The organism is Leucobacter rhizosphaerae (genome assembly GCF_022919175.1).
Taxonomy (GTDB): Bacteria; Actinomycetota; Actinomycetes; order Actinomycetales; family Microbacteriaceae; genus Leucobacter; species Leucobacter rhizosphaerae.
The window spans coordinates 2713144-2735282 of sequence record NZ_CP095043.1 but is presented as its reverse complement, the minus strand read 5'-3'; the positions used below and the strand labels follow the sequence as shown (position 1 = coordinate 2735282).

Annotated in this window: 14 protein-coding genes; 5 read left to right on the top strand and 9 right to left on the bottom strand. The window is 71.0% G+C overall.

What is annotated here, in order from left to right:
- Positions 1-8 precede the first annotated feature (8 nt).
- The 6 genes from MUN76_RS12645 to MUN76_RS12620 all read right to left on the bottom strand — a co-directional run bounded on the left by MUN76_RS12645 (position 9) and on the right by MUN76_RS12620 (position 11214).
- Complete coding sequence (locus MUN76_RS12645; RefSeq protein WP_244685134.1) at positions 9-4496, bottom strand: Ig-like domain repeat protein; 4488 nt, start codon at positions 4494-4496, stop codon at positions 9-11.
- 167 nt (positions 4497-4663) lie between these two features.
- The gene (locus MUN76_RS12640; protein ID WP_244685133.1) at positions 4664-7045 is read right to left on the bottom strand and encodes an HtaA domain-containing protein; all 2382 of its coding nucleotides are present in this window, start codon (positions 7043-7045) and stop codon (positions 4664-4666) included.
- Positions 7042-8073: a hypothetical protein gene (locus MUN76_RS12635; protein ID WP_244685131.1), complete on the bottom strand. Its 1032-nt coding sequence runs from the start codon at positions 8071-8073 to the stop codon at positions 7042-7044. The genes MUN76_RS12640 and MUN76_RS12635 overlap by 4 nt, the downstream gene beginning before the upstream one ends.
- Positions 8070-8966, bottom strand: coding sequence for a heme ABC transporter ATP-binding protein (locus MUN76_RS12630; protein WP_244685130.1), 897 nt, complete (start codon positions 8964-8966; stop codon positions 8070-8072). Before MUN76_RS12630 ends, MUN76_RS12635 begins: the two co-directional genes overlap by 4 nt.
- On the bottom strand, positions 8963-10138 hold the full coding sequence (locus tag MUN76_RS12625) for a FecCD family ABC transporter permease (RefSeq protein WP_244685129.1): 1176 nt from the start codon (positions 10136-10138) through the stop codon (positions 8963-8965). The genes MUN76_RS12630 and MUN76_RS12625 overlap by 4 nt, the downstream gene beginning before the upstream one ends.
- Entirely contained in the window at positions 10135-11214 is a 1080-nt protein-coding gene (locus MUN76_RS12620; protein ID WP_244685128.1) for a heme/hemin ABC transporter substrate-binding protein, read from the bottom strand. Before MUN76_RS12620 ends, MUN76_RS12625 begins: the two co-directional genes overlap by 4 nt.
- Before the next feature lie 193 nt (positions 11215-11407).
- Between MUN76_RS12620 and MUN76_RS12615 the strand changes: the two genes are divergently transcribed.
- Both MUN76_RS12615 and MUN76_RS12610 read left to right on the top strand, forming a co-directional pair.
- Complete coding sequence (locus MUN76_RS12615) at positions 11408-15121, top strand: S8 family serine peptidase (protein ID WP_244685127.1); 3714 nt, start codon at positions 11408-11410, stop codon at positions 15119-15121.
- Complete coding sequence (locus MUN76_RS12610) at positions 15118-15774, top strand: class F sortase (protein ID WP_244685126.1); 657 nt, start codon at positions 15118-15120, stop codon at positions 15772-15774. Before MUN76_RS12615 ends, MUN76_RS12610 begins: the two co-directional genes overlap by 4 nt.
- Here the strand turns inward: MUN76_RS12610 and MUN76_RS12605 are convergent.
- The 3 genes from MUN76_RS12605 to MUN76_RS12595 form a co-directional block, all read right to left on the bottom strand.
- On the bottom strand, positions 15748-16323 hold the full coding sequence (locus tag MUN76_RS12605) for a TetR/AcrR family transcriptional regulator (RefSeq protein WP_244685125.1): 576 nt from the start codon (positions 16321-16323) through the stop codon (positions 15748-15750). The genes MUN76_RS12610 and MUN76_RS12605 overlap by 27 nt on opposite strands.
- Positions 16324-16400: 77 nt before the next feature.
- Positions 16401-18548 (bottom strand): YhgE/Pip family protein, encoded by a 2148-nt coding sequence (locus tag MUN76_RS12600; RefSeq protein ID WP_244685124.1) that lies wholly within the window; start codon positions 18546-18548, stop codon positions 16401-16403.
- A 35-nt stretch (positions 18549-18583) separates the two neighbouring features.
- Positions 18584-19270, bottom strand: coding sequence for a hypothetical protein (locus MUN76_RS12595; protein WP_244685122.1), 687 nt, complete (start codon positions 19268-19270; stop codon positions 18584-18586).
- A gap of 302 nt (positions 19271-19572) precedes the next feature.
- On the opposite strand from MUN76_RS12595, the gene MUN76_RS12590 reads away from it, so the two are divergent.
- From MUN76_RS12590 to MUN76_RS12580, 3 genes are all read left to right on the top strand, one after another.
- Positions 19573-20763: an LLM class flavin-dependent oxidoreductase gene (locus tag MUN76_RS12590; protein WP_244685121.1), complete on the top strand. Its 1191-nt coding sequence runs from the start codon at positions 19573-19575 to the stop codon at positions 20761-20763.
- 10 nt (positions 20764-20773) lie between these two features.
- Positions 20774-21217 carry a MarR family winged helix-turn-helix transcriptional regulator gene (locus tag MUN76_RS12585; protein WP_244685119.1) on the top strand — a complete coding sequence of 148 codons (444 nt, stop codon included), beginning with the start codon at positions 20774-20776 and terminating at the stop codon, positions 21215-21217.
- A gap of 120 nt (positions 21218-21337) precedes the next feature.
- On the top strand, positions 21338-22051 hold the full coding sequence (locus tag MUN76_RS12580; protein WP_244685118.1) for a CE1759 family FMN reductase: 714 nt from the start codon (positions 21338-21340) through the stop codon (positions 22049-22051).
- The last annotated feature ends 88 nt before the right edge of the window (positions 22052-22139 follow it).

Below are 22139 nucleotides of genomic sequence, written 5' to 3'. Positions count from 1 at the left end.
CCGGTGCCTTACTCGGCTGCCAGACCCGAGCGACGACGCTTGACCACGAGGATCGAAGCGCCCGCGACGAGCAGCAGCAGAGCGATCCCGGTCACGGCAACGGGTGCCATGGCTCCGGTCTGCGACAGGCCGGCCGTGGTGGCCTGGCCCTGGCCGCCCGAGGTGCCGGCTCCGCCGGTCCCCGTGCCGCCCGAGCCGTCGACCGGCTCCTCACCCGGGGTGACCGGATCGGCGGCGAACGAGACGTTCGCCCAGCCGATCAGGTCGCCCGCCGCATCCACGTAGGAGAGGCGGTGCGCCCCGGTGACGCCCGCGGGCACGGTGACGGTGACGTCACCGTTGGCCGACGCGAGGAACCAGCCGAGGAACTGCGGGTCGGAGTGCAGGGTGACACCGATCCAGGTGTTGCCGAACTCCTCGCCGACGTTCGCGACCACGGTGCGGCCATCGACCGCCACGACCTCGACGCTGCCCTGGTTGTCCGAGGTCAGCTCCGGCACGACGGGAGTCGTCTCCGGCTTCTTCGGGCTCACGGTCAGCGTGGCGGGTGCCGACTCGACCGTACCGAACGCGTTCGTCGCGACGAGACGCACCTGGGTGCCGTTCGCGGCCAGCGCGATGTCGGACAGGACGAGCTCGGAGGCGGTCGCCCCGTCGACGTCCGCCCACTCGCCGGAGGCGGTTGCGCGGCTCTGCCACTGCAGCTGCGGCGCCGGGTCACCCGTCACCGTCGCGCTGAAGGTGGCACCGGATCCCTCGACCACGGCGGCATCGGCCGGTTGACCGGTGATGCTCGGCGCCACACCCGCGGTGTAGGCGACGGTGATCGGCGATCCCGCCTTCGTCGCGTCGGACGAGGAGCCCGACTGCAGGAAGAAGGAACGGACTCCGGCATTGATGTGCTGCAGGAACTCGTTCGCGAAGGTCGCCCCCGTGAACGCGCCACCCCAGGTGCCCGCGGCGACCTGGTCCTGGAAGGTCGGTGCGACCGTGAAGGAGGTCACGCCGTCGGTCACGTCGGCCGTCGAACCGGTGAAGGTGGAGACGGTGACCCGGGTGGGACCGTACGTCTCGTCCTCGCCACCGAGGATGCTGCCCCGGTAGATGCCGTCGACGATCGCGGTGATGTACCCGTCGCCCGCAGCGTTCACGTGCACCTGGGGTGCGCGGAAGTTCCACTCGGGGATCGTGCCCGACGTGAGGCGGACCTCGCCGTCGAAGGAGATGACGCGGTTGCCCGCGGCGTCCTCGGAGCCGGTGCCGTTCGCGAAGTGGAACGATCCGGCGTCGAGCGTCACGTCACCCGCGAGCACCGACTTGGCCGGACCCGAGCCGAAGCTCAGGTAGTTCGCAACGGACCAGGTGAGCTCGGCACCGGTGATCGCCTTGACCTCCGCGCCGACCTCGATGCCCGAGACCAGGGGCGTGAGATCCACGATGCGGTACGTCTGCGCAGCCGAGGTCGAGCCCTCGAACTGCACCTCGTCAGCGGGTGTGAAGACCGCGCTGATCTGGTGCGCGCCACCCGACAGCACGTCGGTGGTGAGCGATGCGGAGCCGTCCTCCACGGTCGACGTGCCGAGGCTCGTCTCACCGTCGAAGAACTCGATCGCACCCGCGGCATCGGCCGGGCTGGTCGTCGCGGAGACCGTGACGTCCTCCCCGGCGAAGTCGACGGGGTAGGCGGTCGACGCCTGCGCGTCCACCCAGACCTGCGTCGCCGCAGCCGGTGCGAAGGTCACGTCCTGCGCGAACTCGTTCGCCGCCTGGCGCACGCCGCTGGCACCGATCGAGTACACCGCGAGACGGTAGTCGCCCGTGGTGGGCTTCTTGGCGAGCACCTCGGCGTAGGTCACGTCCTCGAACGTGAAGCCGAAGTCGGCACGCCCGTTCGCGAGCTTCGTCCACTTGATGTACTGGCCGCCGGTCTCCTGGGCCTCCTGCACCCACTTGGTCTCCACCGCGACGCGCGTCGCCGCAGCAGCACCCTCGGACGGCTTCCAGCCGTCGTTGGAGATCCAGCCGAGCGATACGTAGACGCCGGCGGGCGTGTCGGGCGCGCCCGGGTAGGTGGGCTTGCCGCTGATGTCGAAGCTCTCACCGGTGACCGCGATGTCCGCGCCCGCCCGATCGAGGGCCTCGGCCGGATCGATCGAGAGCGACGGAGCCGCGATCGCCTGCTCGGCGAACTGCACCGAGATCGGCTGCACCGGCTTGGTCAGGTTCGAGCCGGTCGTGCCCGTCTGCGTGAAGAACGAGCGGATGCCCGAGTACAGCAGCGAGGTGAACTCGTTCGGGAACGAGCCGGTGTACTCCCCGGCCCAGGTGCCCGCGGCGGTCTGGCCCTCCCAGATCGGCGAGACGGTGAAGGCGGTCTGGCCGTCCTCGGTCTCGGCATTGGCGCCGCTGAAGGTGGCGACCGTGACACGCTGCGGCGCGTAGTCGACCTCCGCCAGGCCCTCGATGCGGAAGAAGCCGGAGAACTCGGCGGTGACGTACCCGTCACCCGCAGCGTTCACGTGCAGCTGGGGATCGGCGAAGTTCCACTCGCTCGCGCTTCCGGAGGTGACACGAGCGACACCCGAGAAGTCGATGACGGCGTTGCCGTCGGCGTCGCGGGTACCGGTGCCGTCAGTGAACGTGAAGAGGCGGTTGGAGTTGAACTCCTTGTCGCCCACCACGGCCTCCGGAACGGTGACGTTGCCGCTGACGGCCTCCTTGCCGAACTCGTAGCCGAAGCTGCTGTAGTAGTTCGCGATGGACCAGCCGAACGAGGCATCCTCGATCTGCGCGACCGGGGCACCGACCTCGATGTCGCCGATGGCGCGAGCCAGGTCGACGATGCGGAAGGTCTGCGCCGCCGAGGTGGAAGCCTCGAAGGCCGCCGGGTTCGTCGGGGTGAAGACCGCGGTGACCTGGCGTGCGCCGCCGACGAATGCGTCGGTGGTGAGCGTCGCCGCACCCGCGGCGACGTCTGCCGCACCGAGGCTGGTCTCGCCGTCGAAGAACTCGACCGAACCGGCCGCCTCAGCGGGGGTCACGGTCGCGGAGAGTGCGACGTCCTGCCCGGCGAAGTCTGTCGGGAAGTCGGCGCTCGTCTGCGGTGCGAGGCTCGTGCTCGTGGCCGTCGCGGGGACCGCCGGAGCGTCCTGACCCGCGAAGTAGACGGGCGTGAAGGCCTCGTTCTGCGCCTTGACCGCCCCGTGGGCACCGAAGGAGAAGAAGCCGCACTGGTTCGCGAGGCAATCGATGGTGTCGCCGAAGAAGCTCGGGACGTCCTTGCTCGGAATGGTGACGGTGGTGGTCCAGTGGCCCTCGCTGTCCATCTCACCGGAGGCGACGTCGCCGTCTGCGGTGCCCTGGTTCGCCACGAAGATCGGCGCACCGTAGGTGTAGTCGCCCATGCCGACCGGGCCGCTCGTGCCGCCGGCGCTGCGCCGCCACTTCTCGGGGTCGGACGGATCCTTCATCGTGCCGAAGCCGACGTAGATGCCGCCGGATCCGGTGCCGGGTGCGACCGCGGGGCCGGGATCGAAGCCGAAGCCCTCGACCGTGACCTCGGTGCTGCTACCCGTGCGGAGATCCTCCGCGGGCGTGACCACGAGGTACGAGTCGGTGCCGCTCAGCGGAGCACCCTGCGAGGTGCCGTGCGGCTCCGGGGCGGACTCGGTGACGGTGAGCGTCGCGACGCTCGAGGTCACGCTGCCGGCCTCGTTCTGCACGACCGCCTGCACCTGTCGCCCGGAGTCGGAGAGCGCCGCGGCGCTGACCGTGAAGCTCGGGTCGACGGCCCCGGCGACGTCTGCGAACGCCTCATCCGCATTCGCGCGCGACTGCCACTGGATCGTCGGAGCGGGATCCCCCTCCACCGTCACGGTGAAGACAGCGTCCTGGCCCTCGGTGACCTGCGCGTCGACGGGCTGCCCCGTGATCGACGGCGCGACGGCCTCCCAGTTCTCGGTCGCGAAGGTGACGGGGGTGAAGACCTCGACGCCCGAGCTGACCTGCCCGTGCGCGCCGATCGTGATCACACCGCACTGCGTGCCGGCCGCGAGGCAGTCGATCTGCTGACCGGCCTGGCTCGTGAAGGTGGCACCCGGAATCGTGAGCTCGGAGGTCCAGTTGCCGCTGGCGTCCATGTACCCGAGGCCCGGCTCCGTGGTGTTGCCCGGGTAGTTGATGAGCGACTGGTAGGTGCCAGCGCCCGCAGCGTAGTCGTAGTTCACGCCGCTCAGCCCCTGCTTGCTGGGAGCCCAGCTGCCGGTGTCGCCCGCGGTCTTGGGCGTGATCACACCGAAGAGCAGGTACGCGCCGCCGAAGCTCTGACCCCAGTCATTGGTCTTGGAGTACCCCTGACCCTGCAGGGTCAGCACGGTGTCCCCGGTCGGGTTCAGCTCCTGGCCCGGCGCGACGGTGAGCGTCGGGCTGAGCGTCGCGTGGTTCGTACCGGTGCCGGTCGAACTGCCACCCGGAGCGGCGAGCGCCGGAGTGGCCACCAGCCCCCGAGGACCAGCGCTGCGGCGGTGCCGAGCGCTGCACCTGAGGCCAGTGACCGCGCGCGGCCACCTGACCTTTCACGTGTCCGTATCATCGTTTTCCTTATCTCTCATGGGTGACGCCGGGGCGTCGAGTCACGTGCTCCCGCGCAGCGGGGCCCGCAGTTCTAGGGGGTGGCGTGGGTGCCGTGCAGGATCCGCTGCCGTCGGAGCACGGCCGCGCCGAGCAGGCCCAGGCTGACGAGCAGCACACCGCCGAACAGCACGGTGCGGGCGTCTGACGACGAGGTCATCAGCGCCTGCAGGCCGCCGTTGACGCCGACACCGGCGTTCTGCGACGCGAGAGCGTTCGGGTTCGCCTGCACGGGCGCTGCGGCCGGTACGGTCGGGCGCGCGTTCGGGTCGATCCCGGCCCCGTCGGCGTCGAAGTACACGGGCGTGAACACCTCGACCCCGGCGTTGGCCTTGCCGTGCGCGCCGATCGTGAAGACGCCGCACTGGACCTCATAGCAGTCGACGGTCGCACCGTTCACGGTGGTGAACTCCGACCCGTAGATCGTGAACTCGGTCGTCCAGCTGCCGTCGGCCTGGATGCTCGGGGCCCCCGGTTCCGTGGTGTTGCCGGGGTAGTTGACCATCCACTGGTAGGTCTCCTGGCCGTCGGCGTAGAGGTAGTCGCCGCGCGCCATCGATCCGCCGGCCGACGGCATCGTGTCGACCCAGCCGAAGAGGATGTAGGCCCCGCCGAAGACGTCACCGTTGTTGCTCGTCGCGTAGCCGGTGCCCGAGAGCGTGACCTTCTGATCACGATCTGCGAGCGACCGCGCCGGGCTCACGGTGAGCGTGGCGCCGGTGTCGGGGTTGGTCCCGGTGCTCTCGCCGTAGGGATCCGGCTTCTCCGTCGGGGTCGTCGGAGTCGATCCGCCCTCCACGGTGAAGGAGTCCCATCCCGCCAGCACACTCTGGTCGTCGATGATGGCGAGCGGATGCGCTCCGGCCGCGAGGCCGGTGGGCAGGGGCACGCCGATCCTGCCGTTGGCCGGAACGAGGTACCAGCCGGCGAACTGCGCGCCCGGGTAGATCGCGGCGCCGACCCAGGTGCCGACGCGGTTCGTGCCCACGCTGACCGTCGCGACGTTGCCGCGGGTGGACTCGATCGCGATCGATCCCCGGTTCGCAGCGGTGAGCGACGCCTCGGTCGGCAGTGCGGTCGGGTCGCCCGGGCGCTCGGGGGTGATCGGGGGAACGACCACCGGAGTGTCGTCGTCGCGGTCCGGCCAGCCGCTCTCGTCCTGGCCGTCGAAGTACACCGGCGTGAACGCCTCGTTGGCGGCCTTGATCGCCCCGTGCGCGCCGAAGGAGAAGAAGCCGCACTGCAGCGCGACGCAGTCGATCGTGTCGCCGAAGAAGCTCGGGATGTTCTTGCCGGGCACGGTGAGCGTGAAGCTCCAGTAGCCGGTCGCGTCCATGACGGCGGTCGCGACGTCGCCGTCGCCGGATCCCTGGTTGCCGACGAACATCGGCGATCCGTACGTGAAGTCGCCGAATCCGATCGGGCCGCTCGTGCCGCCCTGGCTGCGGCGCCACTTCTCGGGGGTGCCGAAGTCCTGCATGGTGCCGAGGCCGACGTAGATGCCGCCGGATCCGGTCCCGGGTGCGACCGTGGGGCCGGGATCGAAGCCGAAGCCCTCGACCTTGACCTCGGTCGAGCCGTCGGCGGCGATCGCGTACCCGGGAGTGACACGAATGCTCGCGGAGTTGTCCGCGTACGCGGTCCCCGTGCTCGTGCCGTAGGGGCCGGTCGACGGGGTCTCGCCGTCGCCGGGCTCACCGGGGCCCGGGTTCTCGGGATCGGTCCCGGGATCCGTGCCCGGGTCGGTGTCGTCGGCGACCGAGACCGAGAGGGTGATCGGATCGGTGTAGTCGTTCGGGAAGGCGTAGGTCGGTCCGCCGTAGGAGGGCAGGTGCGTGAGCGCGACCTCCTCGCTGAACCGCCCGCGCTCCGTGGTCAGCGCGAGCTGACCGTCCTCGACCACGAGCCCGCCGGCCGGCACGTCGAAGGTGGCGATCGACACATCGTCGACCCGCTCCTTGACGTTGTAGCTCTCGATCATGTCGACGGTGAGCTCCGCGACACCGTCGGCGACGTCCAGCCGCACGTCCGTGAAGTACAGCCAGTCCTCTCCGAAGCCGAACATCTCGAGCGTGCCGTCGAAGGCGATCGAGGCGGTGCCCTGGGCGGCGTTCACCGTTCCCGAGTTCGCCGGGAAGGATGCGGCAGCGGCACCCCGGGTGTAGGTGGCGCCGTCGCTCGCGGCGACCCACCCCTCCGTGTGGCCGAAGTTCTCGAGGTAGTTGCGGATCGAGTGCCGCACGCCCCACTGGAGCGTGCCGCCGGAGACCGTCACCTCCTCGGTCGCAGCCGGAACGGCGTCATCGGCGACGGCGGCCTGCGCCCCGCCGACAACGGCGAGTGGCACGAGGAGCGCTGCGAGTGCGCTCCCCGCGATCGTCCGTCGGAATCCGCGTCCGCGGAGCTGGCTTCTCACTCTGCACTCACTTTCTGTCGATCCTCGGTGGTCGGTTCGGGCGTCGCGGCATCGGCCGGGGCGGCCGATGCCTCCGCTGCCGGCGGTGCGGCCGGGCCCTCGGGGTCCGCGTTCGGCGCGGGCGCGACGGGCGGGCGGGGCCGGGCGCGCTTGATCAGCACGACGACCACGGCGGCGATGAGGGCGAGCACGGCGACGCCGAGCACCCCCAGCACCAGCAGGGTCGTGTCGAAGCCACCGGCCTCCGCCTCGCCGCTCGGCTCAGCCGCGGGCTCGGCGCCCGTCGCGGTCGATCCCGTGCCGGCCGACGCGTCGGCCTCGGCGGCCGCGTCTCCCTCGGCCTGCGCTGCGGAGGCCTCGGCACCCGGCAGTTCGAGCACCGTGGCGTCGTCCGTGAAGCTCTGCGCGGCGGTGCCCGACGCGATCGCGCCGCTCGCCGTGACGAACCCGACGGGGGTGAAGGACTCGTTGTTCGCGTTCACCATGCCGTGCGCGCCGATCGTGATGATCCCGCACTGCACCTGGAGGCAGTCGATCGTGGCACCCGACTGGGCGGCGCCCGCGTGAGGGTTGCCGGAGGACGAGGCGAACGTGCTGCCCGGGATCGTCATCTGGGCGCTCCAGTTGCCGTTCGGGTCGATGACCGCGTTCGCTTCGGAGGCCGACGATCCGCCCTGGAATGCCGCGAGCAGCGTCGAGCCGGGGGTGTTCGCGTACCCGAACGTCGACCCCGACTTGCCGCCCTGGCTCGGGGCCCAGGCGTTGGTCGAGGGGTCGGAGACCGCACCGAAGAAGATGTAGATCCCGCCCTGGGCGTTGGGGAGGTACTGGAAGCCGCTGCCCGAGATGGTCACCGTGGTCGAGCCGTCGGCGTTCGGAGCCTGGGACACGTCGACGCGGCCCGCCGCGTGCGCGGGCCCGGACATCGCCGCGAGCGCCAGCGTCGCCGCGAACACGGAGAGCACCAGGAGCACCAGGATGCGGACCAGCCGATGCCGATCCTCTCGGGGCAGTGATCGCGCCGTCATGTGGTCTCCTCTGTGTCGGGGTGGTGATGCGGGTCGTGGGGTACCGATGGCGGAGCGGGAGCCTCATCGGCGAATCGGACGGGCACGATCATGAGCGTGCCGTCCGTGTCCTCGAGCACCCGCACCGGGTGCCCGTACACCTCGCTCAGCGCCTGCGCGGTGAGCACCTCCCGCGGGGTGCCGAACGCGCGCATGCCGCCCTCCGCGAGCAGCAGCACCCGATCCGCGTATGCCGCCGCCGCCGCGAGGTCGTGCAGCACGACCACGACGCCGTTGCCCTGTCGCGCGTAGTGCCGGGCGACCGCGAGCACCTGCTCCTGGTAGTTGATGTCGAGCGCCGCCGTCGGCTCGTCGAGCAGCAGCACGCCGGTCCGCTGGGTCATGGCGCGCGCGAGCGAGACCCGCGCCCCCTCACCGCCCGAGAGCGACGTGAACGCGCGCTCGGCGAAGCGGAAGGTGTCGCTCCGCAGCAGCTCCTGCGCGATGATCCGGTCGTCCTCGGCGACGGTCGTGATCGAGCGCCAGGGTGCGCGCCCCATCTTCACCACGTCCACGACGTTGAACGGGAAGCTCAGGGTGTTGCTCTGCCGCAGCACCGAGCGCCGGAGGGCGAGCTCCCGCGTCGACCACGCGGAGACCTCGCGGCCGTCGAGCATGATCGACCCGCCGTAGGCGTGGTCACCGGCGAGCGCTCCGAGCAGCGTCGACTTGCCGGCGCCGTTCGGGCCGATGATCGCGAGCATCTCCCCCGCGCGCACGGTGAAGTCGACCCCCGAGACGATCTGGGTGCCGCCGAGGGAGACGGAGACGCCATGCGCGGTGACCACCGCGGCGCCGAACTCGGAGCGGACCGGCACGGCCGCCTCGCGCGGGCGCCCGATCACGCGGCTCACAGCCAGCCCCCGTTGCGGGTGCGGCTGCTCTTGAGCAGGAAGAAGAAGAACGGTCCGCCGATGAGCGCCGTGAGCATGCCGAGCGGCAGCTCCGCGTAGGGCACGGCCGTGCGGGCGAACGTGTCGGCGACGACGAGCAGCACGGCGCCGCCGAGGGCGCTCGCGGGCACCAGCACGCGGTGCCCCGGGCCGACGAGCATGCGCACCAGGTGCGGCACGACGAGGCCGACGAAGCCGATGATCCCGGCGAACGCGACCGCGGCGGCCGTGAGCAGGGCCACGACGAGGATCGCGCCGATCCGGAGCCGCTCGATGTTGAGGCCCAGGTGCCGCGCCGCGTCGTCGCCGAGGCTGAGCAGGTCGAGCTTGCCGGCGATGAGCACGGCGAAGAGCAGGCCGACGATGAGCAGCGGGAGCACCGTGTACACCGACTCCCAGAGCGCACCGGCAAGGCTGCCCATCTGCCAGAACACGATCTGCTCGCGCTGGTTGGTGGTGGCGGCGAAGGTCATGAGGGCGAGCGCGGCGCCGCAGAACGCGTTGACCGCGATGCCCGTGAGGATGAGCGTGATCACCTGGGTGCGCCCGCGCGAGCGGGAGATGGCGTAGATGAGCAGCGCGGTCGCGACGCCCGTGACGAAGGCCCCGATCGGGATCGCGAAGCTGCTGCCGGCGGCGAGGCCGGTGATGATCATGAGGCTCGCGCCGACGGCGGCGCCCGAGGAGACGCCGATGACGCCGGGATCCGCGAGCGGGTTGCCGAAGACGCCCTGCATGATCGCGCCCGCAGCGGCGAGCGACGCCCCCACGAACACGGCGAGCACCACCCGCGGGAAGCGTACCTCCCAGAGGGCGGCGTCCGCATTCTGGTGCGACGCCGCGGCGCCGCACTCGAGCCCGACCCGGCGGCAGAGCGAGCCGATGACCTCGACGATGGGGATCTGCATCTGGCCGAGGGCGGCCGAGAGCAGCGTCACGACGACGAGTCCGATCCCGAGCACGAGGAACAGGAGGGTGACCTTGCGCTTCTTCGGCTTCGGGAGGGAGGCCGGATCCGCGTCGTAGTGCAGCACCCGCGGGAGCTCGTCGTGCGGCACCGATGCCGCCATGCGGAGCGGGATCCCGCCCGTCTCGGGCGCTCCGGGGGCGAGGTCGGGGACCGTGCGGCTCACGACAGCTCCACCGATGCGAGGTCGACGTGGTAGATCGACTCGGCCAGCGCGGTGAGCACCTCGGGGGTCCGCGGGCCCCAGGTGAACATCTCGTAGTCGCTCATGTCGACGACGCGGCTGCGCTCCCCCGCCGGGGTCTGCGCGACACCGGGCACCTCGAGAAGTCCGTCGACGCCCCCGACCGACTCGAGGCCCAGGGTCAGCATGAGCATGAGATCCGGTTCGAGCCGCATCAGCCCCTCGGCGGTGAGCGAGCCGCTGACCCACTCCTCCTCACCCGCGACGTCGACCCCGCCGAGCGCTTCGATGAGCACCCCGGCGATCCCGGTCGACCCGTCGGGGTTGTTACCGTACATGTAGTACACCCCGGCCCGGCCGCGCATGTAGAGGAAGACCATGCGCACCTTGTCCGCGGCCTCCTCGGGGGCGACGGCCTGGATGCGGGCGAGCGTGTCGTCGAGGCGGTTCTGGAAGTCGACGACGTAGTCCTCGCCCAGCTCGGGCACCCCGAGTGCGGTGGCGACATCGGTGATGAGCCGCGGGATGTCCTCGAGATTCTCCGCGCCCTCGAAGAACACGATCGGGATGCCCGCGTTGCGCATCTGCATCTGCACGTCGTAGGGGCCGACCGTGTAGTCGGTGAGGATCAGCGTGGGGTTGAGCTCGAGGATCGACTCGGCGTTCAGCGTGTGGTTGTCCATCACGAGCGGCAGATCCTTGGCCGACTCGAACCCGGTGGTGAGATCGCGCCCGACCACCTGCGGTCCGAAGCCCAGTCCGAACACGACGGACGCGAGACTCCCCGTACCGTCGAGCGCGAGAATGCGGCTGGTGTCGGTGATCTCGACGGTCACGTCGTCGAGCCCCGTGAACGTGACGGGCAGCTGCGGGTTCGGGTCCGTGGTGATCGGATCGATGTCGTCGGACGGCAGCAGCGCGGTGTCGTGCCCCTCGAAGAATCGAGGGCTGGAGGCAGCCGCCGCGTCGCGGTCGGCGATCTCGGGCGCTTCCCCCATGATGAGCGCGCAGCCGGTGAGGGCCACCGCGAGGGTCCCCGCGATCACCGCGGTCAGCACACGCCGAAGGGACCGAAAACCAGAAGGATTAGAACATCGCACGAAGGTTAGGCTAGCCTCATCTATGCGCGAGAATCAAGTTAACATCTGATCTTGTTTAGGTTTAGCTTACTTACATCAGATGATACGGTGACTCGAGCGGTACCGCGCTCACGTCACGCGCCGACCATCGATCTCTAGGGGAGTTGTTCCTGTGTCTCCGAACCCTGTCGCTTCGACGCGGCGTACCCGTCGCACGGCTGTGATCGCCCTCACCGGCTTGGCGCTGCTGCTCGGGATCGCACTCCCCCCGGGGGGCCCGCTCGCAGGCACCACCTCGGGGCTCCTCGCCCCGAGCGCGGAGCCGGCGGCGATCGATCCCGCGCTGCAGGCGCTCGTCGCGCCGGGCCAGAACGCGGACACTGAGGCGCTCGGGGCGCCGGCGAGCCGGGAGGCGGCGGACGGTGCGTCGGGAGCCACAGGAACTGACACGACGGAATCGGGAGCGACGGAACCGGGAGCGACGGAATCGGACGGAGCGGAACCGGACGCACCCGAGGACTGGGTCGATCCCGACACCGGTGCGGCCGAGATCCTCGTGCTCTTCGACGACTCGGGGGTCCCGGCCGCCGCGGAAGGGTCGCCCGAGCTCGCCGCAGACGCCCTCGCATCGCAGGCCGACGCCCAGTGGGACGCCGCAGAGCGCGGTCTCACGGCACTCGAGCGCGAGCACGACGTCGAGGTGCTGAACCGCTTCTGGGTGACGAGTGCGGTACTCGTCTCCGCAGTCCCGAGCGAGCCGGTGCTCGCCGCGCTCGCGGCCCTCCCCGGCGCGCGGGACGTGGTGCCCAACTACACCGTCGAGGGGCTCGCGGAGGACCCACCCGTCGAGCTCGAGTCGCCCAGCATTCCGGCAGAGGCATACACCGTCGATCCCGCCGCGGCCGAGGCGGCTGCTGAGGTCGTGGCCGATCCCGACGCCCCCATCACCTACGGATTGGAGCGCATCAACGCGGACGACGCGTGGCGCGACTTCGGCGCGGCCGGCGCGGGCGTGCGCGTGGCGGTGCTCGACACCGGCGTCGACGCGACGCACCCGGACATCGCCTCTCACCTCGTCGGTCGCGGCACGGGCGATCCGAGCTTCCCGGGCGGCTGGATCAACTTCGACCGCACGGGCAAGCCCGTCGTCAGCACCCCGACCGATCCCGGTTCGCACGGCACGCACGTCGCGGGCACGATCCTCGGCGGCGACGCATCGGGCACGCAGATCGGCGTCGCACCGGAGGCGGAGCTGATGGCGGCGAACGTGCTGAGCGGCGGCGGCAGCTCGGCCAAGATCTTCAGCGCCCTGCAGTGGGTGCTGGCTCCATACGACGGCACGGGCAAACCGGCCGGTCGCGCGGCGGACGTCATCAACATGTCGCTCGGCTCGGGGGCCTACGACGCGTCGCTGATCCAGCCGATCCGCAACCTCCGCGAGGCCGGGGTCTTCCCCGCGATCGCGATCGGCAACGCACCGTGCGGCCCAAACGGCACGTCCAGCCCCGGCGACATCTACGAGGCGTTCGGCGTCGGCATGACGAACAGCGCCGACGAGGTGGATCCGGGATCCTGCGGCGCCGTCACCCACTGGCCCGCGGCCACCGCCGAGCAGTACGGCTGGCCGACGGCGTTCGCGAAGCCGGACGCCTCAGCCCCCGGGGCCAAGGTGTTTTCGGCGATCCCGGGCGGCCGCTGGGGCGAGTCGACGGGTACCTCGATGGCGACGCCCCACGTCGCCGGCGCCGTCGCGCTCATCCGCTCCGCGCAGGCCGGCCTCTCGGTCGACGAGATCGCAACCGCGCTCGAGTCGACGGCGTGGCACCCGAACCCCGACGCTACTGAGCCCGACACGCGCTACGGCGCCGGCCGCATCGATGTGCACGCCGCGATCGCCGCGGTGCGCGGCGAGGCCGGGGTGGCCGGCCGGATCCTCGATGCGGCCACGGGGCTGCCGGTCTCGGGCGCGACCGTGAGCTACGGCGCGCACGGCGAGACCTGGACCACCGATGCCACCGGGCGCTTCACCGCCCGGCTCGTGCCCGGGGAGTACACCCTCACCGTCGAGCGCTTCGGGTACACCTCGGCGCAGTCCGGTGTGCTCACCGTGACGGCCGGTGTGTTCCAGACCCTCGAGCTCCCACTCACGCAGATCACGGTCGGCGCCCTCCGAGGCGTGGTCGTCGACCACGCGACCGACGCGCCCCTCCCCGGGGCGACCGTCGCGGTGGTCGGGCAGACGATCTCCACGGTCACGGCGGCCGACGGCAGCTACGAGATCCCGGGCCTGCCCATCGGCGCATACCAGCTGCGCGCGACGGCCGACGGCACGCAGGAGTCCATCTCCGCCGCAGCCCCGGTGCGGGCCGCGCTCACCACGACGGTCAACTTCCGTCTCGCGAAGATGCAGCGGGTGCTGGTGCTCGGCGACAACGGCGATCGCACGTCGACGCTGCTGTCGGAGAACGGGCTGCTCGCGGAGAGCGCTCGAGCGCTCCCCGCGGATCCCGCCGCCCTCGCCGCGTACGATGCGGTGCTGTGGGACACCCCGGAGGCCGCGACGGCCGAGCAGCTGACGGCGGCGATCGCGGCCACGGACGCCGCGGGCACCGGTGTGATCTGGCTCGACCTCGGAGCGGATGAGCAGAGCGGGATCGCGACGCTCCATCGACTGCAGGGCGACCCGGCCACGCGCGGCGCGGCCAACGATCGCACGCTCTCGGCCACCGGATATCGCATCACGCAGCCGCACGAGATCTTCGCCGGGGGCATGCTGAGCCCGGACTCGCTGCAGCCGGGCTCCGTGCTGCGGCAGAACACGGCGAGCGGCGGACCGAAGTTCACGGCCTGGTTCGAGGAGCTCACCGGGGTGCAGCCCACGGTCCTCGCCGAGGCGGTCGTCCTCCGCGACGCCGAGGGATCCGGCACCGTCGTCGAGCCGCTCGGCTCGGGCATCGCGGTGGACCAGCGGGCCACGAACCGCCACCTGTTCCTGTCGCTCCACGGCTCGTCCACCGCCGTCGACGCCCGGAGCTGGTCGCTCGCCTCGGCCCAGGTGCTCCTGAACGGCATCACGTGGGCGGCACCCGCGGCCGTGCAGGCGCCCGCTCCCGAGATCATCCTCCCCGTTCCGCCCGTCGTTCCACCCGACGGCGGCACGAACCCGCGACCCCAGAAGCCGCCGGTCTCCACGCCGGCCGAGCCGGCCGTGCAGCTCCCGGCCGCGTCTCCGTCGGCCACCTCGGCGGCGGGCAGCCGAGCACCCTCGACGCAGTCCGTGCCGAAGCCCGAGTTCGTGCCGGACCCGCCGGTGGCGTCCTCCGATCTCCTCACCTCCGAGAACGCCGGTGGAGTGACGGCGCGCGTCGAGAACGGCATCGCGTACGTGACGATCCCGGACGCGAAGCCGGGCGACTGGTTCTTCCTGCACGTCTACCCCACGAAGACCGCGGTCGACTGGATCCGCGTGAACGACGACGGCGAACTGCGGATCGACGTGGCCCGCATTCCCGGCGGGGAATACCGGTTCGCGTTCACGGCAGCCGACAGCTCGTTCGCGGGGTGGGTCGCGGTGCGGATCCCGGGCGCCGCCGAGCGCGCGGCCGAGGCCGCGCAGCTGACGACGGTGGTCGAGGACGTCGACGCCGCCACCACCGCCGGCATCGCCGGGTTCCGGCTGAGCCCCGCGGAGCAGCTCATGCTGCTCGGCGCGGCGCTGATCCTGCTCGCCGCGGCCGGCGTGACGCTGCTCGGCACGCGGCGTCCCGCGGCCGGGTTGCCTGGTACGGCCGGGGTGCCGGTTGCTGCGCCAGGCACCTCCGCGCCGGGAGCACCCCCTCCGGGCCGCGCGGCTTCCGGGAGTGCACCGCAGGGACCGGTCTCGTGAGCCGCCGCATCCGGCGTATCGCGGCCTGGGTGACGGGGGCCGTGATCGTGGGCGGGCTCGCGCTCGTGGGTGTCGGGGTGTGGCAGGTGCTCGCCCCGGGCACCGCGACGGCGAGCGGACCGGAGCGACGGGTCGTCGAGCGGGTGGCCGAACAGCTCCCCGCCGCCCCCGCGGCGCCGCCGACGCGCCTCGAGATCCCGGCCCTCGACTTCGAAGCCCCTGTTGCGACGATGTCGAGTGAGGGCCAGTCGATCCTGAACCCGCCGACCGCGTCGGATGCCTACTGGCTGTCAGACTTCGGCAAGCCCGGCGTCGGCACCGACAATACGGTCTACGTGATCGGTCACGCCTCGGCCGATCAGCGCGCGGTGTTCGATCCGCTGGTGGATCGCGCCGCGGGTCGCAGCAGCGTGCTGCCGGGCGACGAGATCATCGTGCGCACGGAGACGGGAGCAGTGGTCTACGAGGTGGTCTCCACGGAGCGCCGGGAGCAGAGCGCCCTCGCCGAGTGGGAGCTGCTGTGGAGCAACGTTCCCGGGCGGCTCGTGCTCATCACCTGCCTCTTCGACGCCACGGGCAGCACGGTGTCGGACAACGTGGTGGTGTTCGCCCGCCAGCAGGAGTCGTCAGCCGAGGCCGTTCCGAGCACCTGATCCGGCTCCGAGCACCTGATCCAGCACGGTATCGACCGACTGCTCGGGACGGAAGAGCAGCCAGTCGAGGCAGGCCCCCGCGAGCGCGCCGAAGAACGCCGCGCCGGCGGTCTCGGTGATCACGGGATCCCCGTCGCGCGCGGCGCGCAGCACATCGCGATAGCGGACGACGACGGAGGCTCGGGCCAGCTCCATCGTGTCGGCCCAGGGGCGGTCGGTGCGGAAGATCTCGGACGCCATGAGCTTGGCGAGGTCGAGGTTGCCGCGGAGGGTCTCGAGCGTTGCGGCCGCGACCGCGCGCGGCCCGGCTGCGGGATCGGCCTGCGTCGCCGCACGGGCCTCGTCGAGGGCGACGGCGAGCTTCTCGAAGCCGCCCCGGATCACCTCCTCGAAGAGCGCGTCCTTCGAGGCGAAGTTGTAGTACAGACTGCCCTTCGCGACGCCGGCGGTCTCGGCGATCAGGTCCATCGAGGCGCCGCTGATCCCGTGCTGCGCGGCGACCGACACCGCCGCCTCGGTGATGAGCTGTCGTGTGTTCACCCGTGCCATGTCCTCATTCTCTCGTGATTCCGCGGTGCTCGTGATCCCCGGACCCCGTGTGAGCGATTTCTGCTCCTCCCCGCAGGCTAGATCGCGAGCTCGGGGTGCAGGCGCTTGATCGTCCACACCTTCTGGCGCCGTGCCGAGACCGCGCTGAGGGCGAGTGACCCGACGAGGATCCCGACCATCACCGCGAGCGCGATCCAGAACCGGGCGTCGATCCCGCCGCCGATGAGCTGCCTCAGCCCGTCGACGACGTACGAGGCCGGCATGAACGGGTGCAGCATCTGGAAGAACGCGGGGGTGGTCTCCACCGGATACGTGCCGCCCGACGACGAGAGCTGCAGCATGAGCAGCACGAGGCTCACGACGCGGCCGGTCGCGGTGCCGAGCAGCACGATGAACATCTGCTGCAGCGCCAGGAACGCGAGGGTCACGAGCAGCATGAAGAGGGACATGCCGAGCCAGTGCGCGGGCTGGATCCCGATCCCGTAGACGAGCACCAGCATCATGATGACCACCTGGCCCACCCCGATGATCGCCGCGGGCCAGAAGCCCGTGAGCACCGTGCGGAGGCCCGAGGTGGTGCTCGCGAGCGGCCGCTTCGGCAGGGCGTGCAGGATCAGCCAGGTGATGAGCGCACCGACGAACGTGGCGAGGGCGATGAAGAACGGGGCGAATCCCTCGCCGAAGCCCTGGACCGGGTTCTCGGTGGTTTCGTCGAGCGCGACGGGGGCCGCCATCGTCGCGGCGATGCGGTCCGTCTGGCCCGCGGCGAACGACGGTGCCTCGGCCGCTCCCTCGTCGAGCTTGCCTGCGAACTCCGCGGACCCGTCGTGCACCTTCGTCGCTCCGGTCGCCAGCGCTGCCGACCCCTCGCTGGCCTGCTCGGCGCCGTCGTGCAGGCGCGTGACGCCCGACACGAGGTCGCCGGATCCGGCGGCGAGCGCCGATGCACCGTCAGCGGCGGATCCGACCCCGGCCGCGAGCGTGGAGGTGCCGTCGGACACCGTCTGAGCGCCGACGGAGAGTTGCGCGAGGCCGTCGGAAAGCTGCTGCGCACCGCCTGACGCCGCGGTGGTGCTCGTGCTCAGCCGGGAGGCGCCGTCGCTCAGCTGGGTCAGACCGTCGCGGAGGGTCGCGGCAGAGCTCGATGCCGATTCGGCTCCCGCCTGCACGGCGGCCGAGCCGTCCGCGAGCGCGGCGAGCGAGGATCCCGCTCCGGCGAGCTGCGCGTCGAGCTCCGCGAGCGTCAGCTCCGGGTGCGCCGCGGCGAGTTGCGCGATGAGCCCCGTGCCCTGCGCCACGCCGGTGCTGCCCTGGGCCAGGGTGCCGAGGCCCGCGGCGAGATCCCCGCTGCCCGTTGCGGCGGTCGCGGTGCTCTCGGAGAGCGTGGCCGCCCCCGCGTCGAGTTCTCCCAGGCCCGTCGTGAGGGCCGCGGCCCCCGCGGCCGCCTCGGAGGTCTTCGCCGCGAGTGCGGCACTGCCCGTCGCCAGTTCGCCACTCCCCGATCGCGCGGTCTCCAGGCCCGCCGAGAGTTGCGCTGCGCCGCCGGAGAGCGCGGGGGCGCGATCCGCGAGTTGCGCCGTGCCGTCCGACAGTTCGCCGAGACCCGCACTCAGGGTGCCACTGGCATCGGCGAGCGCGGCCGTGCCGTCGTCGAGGGTGGACGCGGCGGAGGCGGCGTCGCGGGTGCCGTCGCTCAGGCGCTCGACCCCGACCAGCACCTGCTCGGCCGCGGTCCGAGTGGTCGTCTCGGCGACGGCGTCACGCAACTGCACCATGGCCTGCTTGCCGAGCGTGGAGGCCAGGAACGAATTGTTGTCGTTGTAGACGACCTGGATCTGCCCGGCCTTCGGGTCCTCCTGCAATCCGGCGAGGGTGGCGGAGAAGTCCTCGGGAATGGTCACCGAGAAATACACCTCGCCGTCGGCGACCTGATCCGCCGCCTGCTGCGAGCCGAGCGGACGCCAAGCGAGATCCCCGCCGTCGAGCAGCTCGTCGACCACGTCGGCGCCCGCGGTGAGTTCGTCGCCGTCGGGGGTCTCGGCGGCGTGGTCGAGATTGACGATCGCGACCGGCAGCCGGTTCATGTTGTCGGTGGGGGCCCAGAACGCCCAGAGATACAGCGCGCCGTAGATGAGCGGGATGAAGAGGAGAACCGCGACGGCGATCCGGGGCAGGGTGCCCGTGCGGAAGCGGCCGAGTTCGGTGCCGGTGGAGAAGAGTGACATGGGGCGTTCGATTCGTTCAGAGATGGTGGGAGCGATTACAGCGCGATGACGGTGGGGCGCGGTGCGGTGAACCGGGCGGCGTCCTCCGGGTCCGTCGTGGCGATCACGATCGGGATCCCGGTGGCCGCGATCTCGCTCAGCCGCAGGGCGACGAGATCCCGTTCGGCTGCGCTGCGGAGCTGGTCGAAGTCGTCGAGCACGAGGGCCTCGGGCGATTCGAGCAGGGCGAGCGCGATGCGGAGGAGCAGGGCGTCGACGGGGCCGAGATCCCGCACCCGGGTGTCTGCGGACGGCTGCTCGAGAGCGCCGAACGCATCGGCCAGCAGCTCTCGAACCACGTCGGGCGCGAGGCGCGGCACCCGGCGGTACCACGGGGCGACCCAGGCGAGGCGCTCGCGCAGCGCGCCGGCGACGGAGGCCGTGGGTTCGAGCCCGTCGATGTCGTCGAAGCCGGCGATCCCGACTCGTTTCCGCAGGGCGGCGGGGCGGATGCTGCCCGCCACGCTCGCGTCGCCCGCGCTCAGTCGCATGCGCCCGGCGAGGCTGAGCAGCAGGGAGGTGCGGCCGCTGCCGCGCGGCCCGCAGACCACCGTGACCGGGGTCGTCGAGGTCGCGGTGAGCGGGCCGAAGACGGGGCCGCGCGGGCCGCGCACGGCGGCCTCGTGCAGGTGGATGGGGCGTGGGGATCCCGTATCGAGATCCTGAGGCAGAGCAGTGCGCACGGGGGCTGGCTTTCTGAGATGTTGGATTAAACTGACTAGTCAGTCTAAAAGCATTTCGAGGGAGTCGTCAACCCTGAACCGACACCTGGGCCCCCGCGGGCACCCTTGCGCCTCAACGAGCCCCCCCCTGTCCCGATCCGCTCCCGCTCCGGCTCCGGCTCCGACCCGGCTCCGGCTCCGACCCGCACCCACAACCACACCCGCACCCGACGCTCACTCGCACGCATCCACACCCCCGGGAATAGATCACCCCATCGCGTGTTATATTTACATGCATACGCATATAACTTGAGGAGAGCATCATGGAATTCGGAATCTTCTCCGTCAGCGACGTCACCCGTGACCCCGTCAGCGGAGAGACCCCCAGCGAGGCGGCGCGCATCCAGGCGACCGTGCAGATCGCTCGGAAGGCCGAAGAGGTCGGCCTCGACGTCTTCGCGATCGGCGAGCACCACAACCCTCCCTTCTTTTCATCGACCCCGACGACTCTGCTCGCGTTCATCGCGGCCCAGACGAAGACGCTGAAGCTCAGCACCTCGACGACCCTGATCACCACGAACGACCCGGTGCGGATCGCCGAGGAGTACGCGATGCTCCAGCATCTGGCGGAGGGCCGCATGGATCTCATGCTCGGCCGCGGCAACACCGCGCCCGTCTACCCCTGGTTCGGCAAGGACATCCGTTCGAGCCTGCCCCTGGCGCTCGAGAACTACAACCTCCTGCACCGCCTGTGGCGCGAGGACGTCGTGGACTGGGAGGGCAACTTCCGCACCCCGCTGCAGGGCTTCACCTCGACACCCCGCCCGCTGCACGACGTGCCCCCGTTCGTCTGGCACGGCTCGATCCGGACCCCCGAGATCGCCGAACAGGCCGCGTTCTACGGCGACGGGTTCTTCTCGAACCACATCTTCGCACCGTCCGAGCACTCGCTGCGGCTCATTAACTTCTACCGTCAGCGCTTCGAGCACCACGGCCACGGCAGCCAGAAGCAGGCCATCGTCGGGCTCGGCGGTCAGGCCTTCATCGCCAAGAGGTCGCAGGACGCGATCGACGGCTTCCGCCCCTACTTCAACGAGGCCCCCGTCTACGGCCACGGCCCCCGCATGGAGGACTTCACGAAGCAGACGCCGCTCTCCGTCGGCAGCCCGCAGGAGGTCATCGACAAGACTCTCGGGTTCCGCGAGATCTTCGGCGACTACCAGCGCCAGATGTTCCTGATCGACCACGCCGGCCTGCCACTCAAGACGGTGCTGGATCAGCTCGATCTGCTCGGCGAGGAGGTCGTGCCGGTGCTGCGCCGCGAGCTCGCCGCGAAGCGGGATCCCGAGGTGCCGGAGTCGCCGAGTCACGCGAGCCTCGTCGCCGCCAAGTACGGTGACGCCGCTCCCCGCGAGCCGCGTCCGAACGCCAACCGCGGCGACAATGTCACGGGCGGATCGCCCTACCAGGACACTCCCGCGAAGGCGGGGGCCGCGTTCGGGTTGCACGGATAATATTTCCCCCATGGAACGCAACCCGCGGATCGACGTCCGCCTCGCGAACGAGGCGTGGGAGTCGCTCATGACCGCCCACGCCTCGCTCATGGGCGTCTACGAATCCGAAGACATGTGGTGCGAAGCCAGCATGAGCGAGTACGACGTGCTCTACACCGTCGCCAAGGGCGCGGGGCCGATGCGCATCAGCGAGATCCAGCGCGGCGTGCTCCTCAGCCAGCCCGCGCTCTCTCGGGCGGTGGATCGGCTCGTCACCCGGGGCCTGCTCGTTCGCGAGGCCGATGCGACCGACGGCCGCGCGGTGCGCATCTCGCTTACCGACGAGGGCCAGCGTGTGCAGCGCGACATCGGGCGCGCGCACGCCAAGAGCGTCGCACGCGATGTCGGCGGCGCCCTCACCGAAGACGAGATGCGGGATCTCCAGCGGCTCTGCGCCAAGCTCGTCGGCAAGTAGCCCGCGACACCTGAGCGAGCATGTGCTCACAGGTTGAGCGAGCCCTCTCCCGCGGATTGCGGTCGAAACCCGTGCCTCGCCCCCGTGTTCCCACCCCACACACTTCTCGAAGGACCCACCATGAACACCCCCTTCGACGGACGTCCGGCGTCCGTCCCCACCGTCCCCGCCGAGCCTGCCGCCCGCACCCTCGCCGTCGTGAGCGCGGGCACCAGCGACCCCTCGACCACCACGATGCTCGCGAACCGGGCCGCCGCCCGAGTCGCCGCGATCGGCGCCGAGCGCGGGATCGAGATCCGGATCCGCCTCATCGACCTGCGCACGCTCGCGGAAGACATCACGGCGGCCCTCGTCACGCAGCACGTCTCCCCCGCCCTGCAGGAGGCGAGCGACGTGCTCCGCGACGCCGACGCGATCGTGGCCTCGACCCCCGTCTACAAGGCGGGTGCGAGCGGACTGTTCACCGCGTTCTTCCAGGTGCTCGACAACGATCTCCTCATCGGGACCCCGGTCGCGCTCGCCGCGACGGCCGGCAGCGACCGTCACGCGCTCGTGATCGACGACCAGCTCCGCGGGCTCTTCGCCTACCTCCGCACGATCACGGTGCCGACGTCGCTCTTCGCGACGCCCGACGACTGGAACAGCAGCGGTTTCGGCACGCGCGTCGACCGCACCGCGACGGAGCTCGTCGCGCTCATCGAGGGCGGGTTCCGGCAGGCGGTGCGCGGGGACGCCTGGGGCGCCTACCAGCACAGCTACGGCAGCGCGGGCGGCACGGAGCTCGGGATCGACCTCAACACGGACCTCATGCGCCTCGCGACGGGTGGGCGCTAGTCCCTCGCCCGGCGATCCCGCGATCCCGCGATCCCGCGATCCCGAGATCCCGAGATCCGGCGATCCCGCGATCCCGACCCCGCTGACC

Bases quoted from the DNA above. Each gene is read 5' to 3' on its own strand.
- MUN76_RS12585 (WP_244685119.1), top strand. From the start codon at position 20,774: ATGGAACGCAACCCGCGGATCGACGTCCGCCTCGCGAACGAGGCGTGG.
- MUN76_RS12600 (WP_244685124.1), bottom strand. From the start codon at position 18,548: ATGTCACTCTTCTCCACCGGCACCGAACTCGGCCGCTTCCGCACGGGC.
- MUN76_RS12590 (WP_244685121.1), top strand. From the start codon at position 19,573: ATGGAATTCGGAATCTTCTCCGTCAGCGACGTCACCCGTGACCCCGTC.
- MUN76_RS12605 (WP_244685125.1), bottom strand. From the start codon at position 16,323: ATGGCACGGGTGAACACACGACAGCTCATCACCGAGGCGGCGGTGTCG.
- MUN76_RS12580 (WP_244685118.1), top strand. From the start codon at position 21,338: ATGAACACCCCCTTCGACGGACGTCCGGCGTCCGTCCCCACCGTCCCC.
- MUN76_RS12635 (WP_244685131.1), bottom strand. From the start codon at position 8,073: ATGACGGCGCGATCACTGCCCCGAGAGGATCGGCATCGGCTGGTCCGC.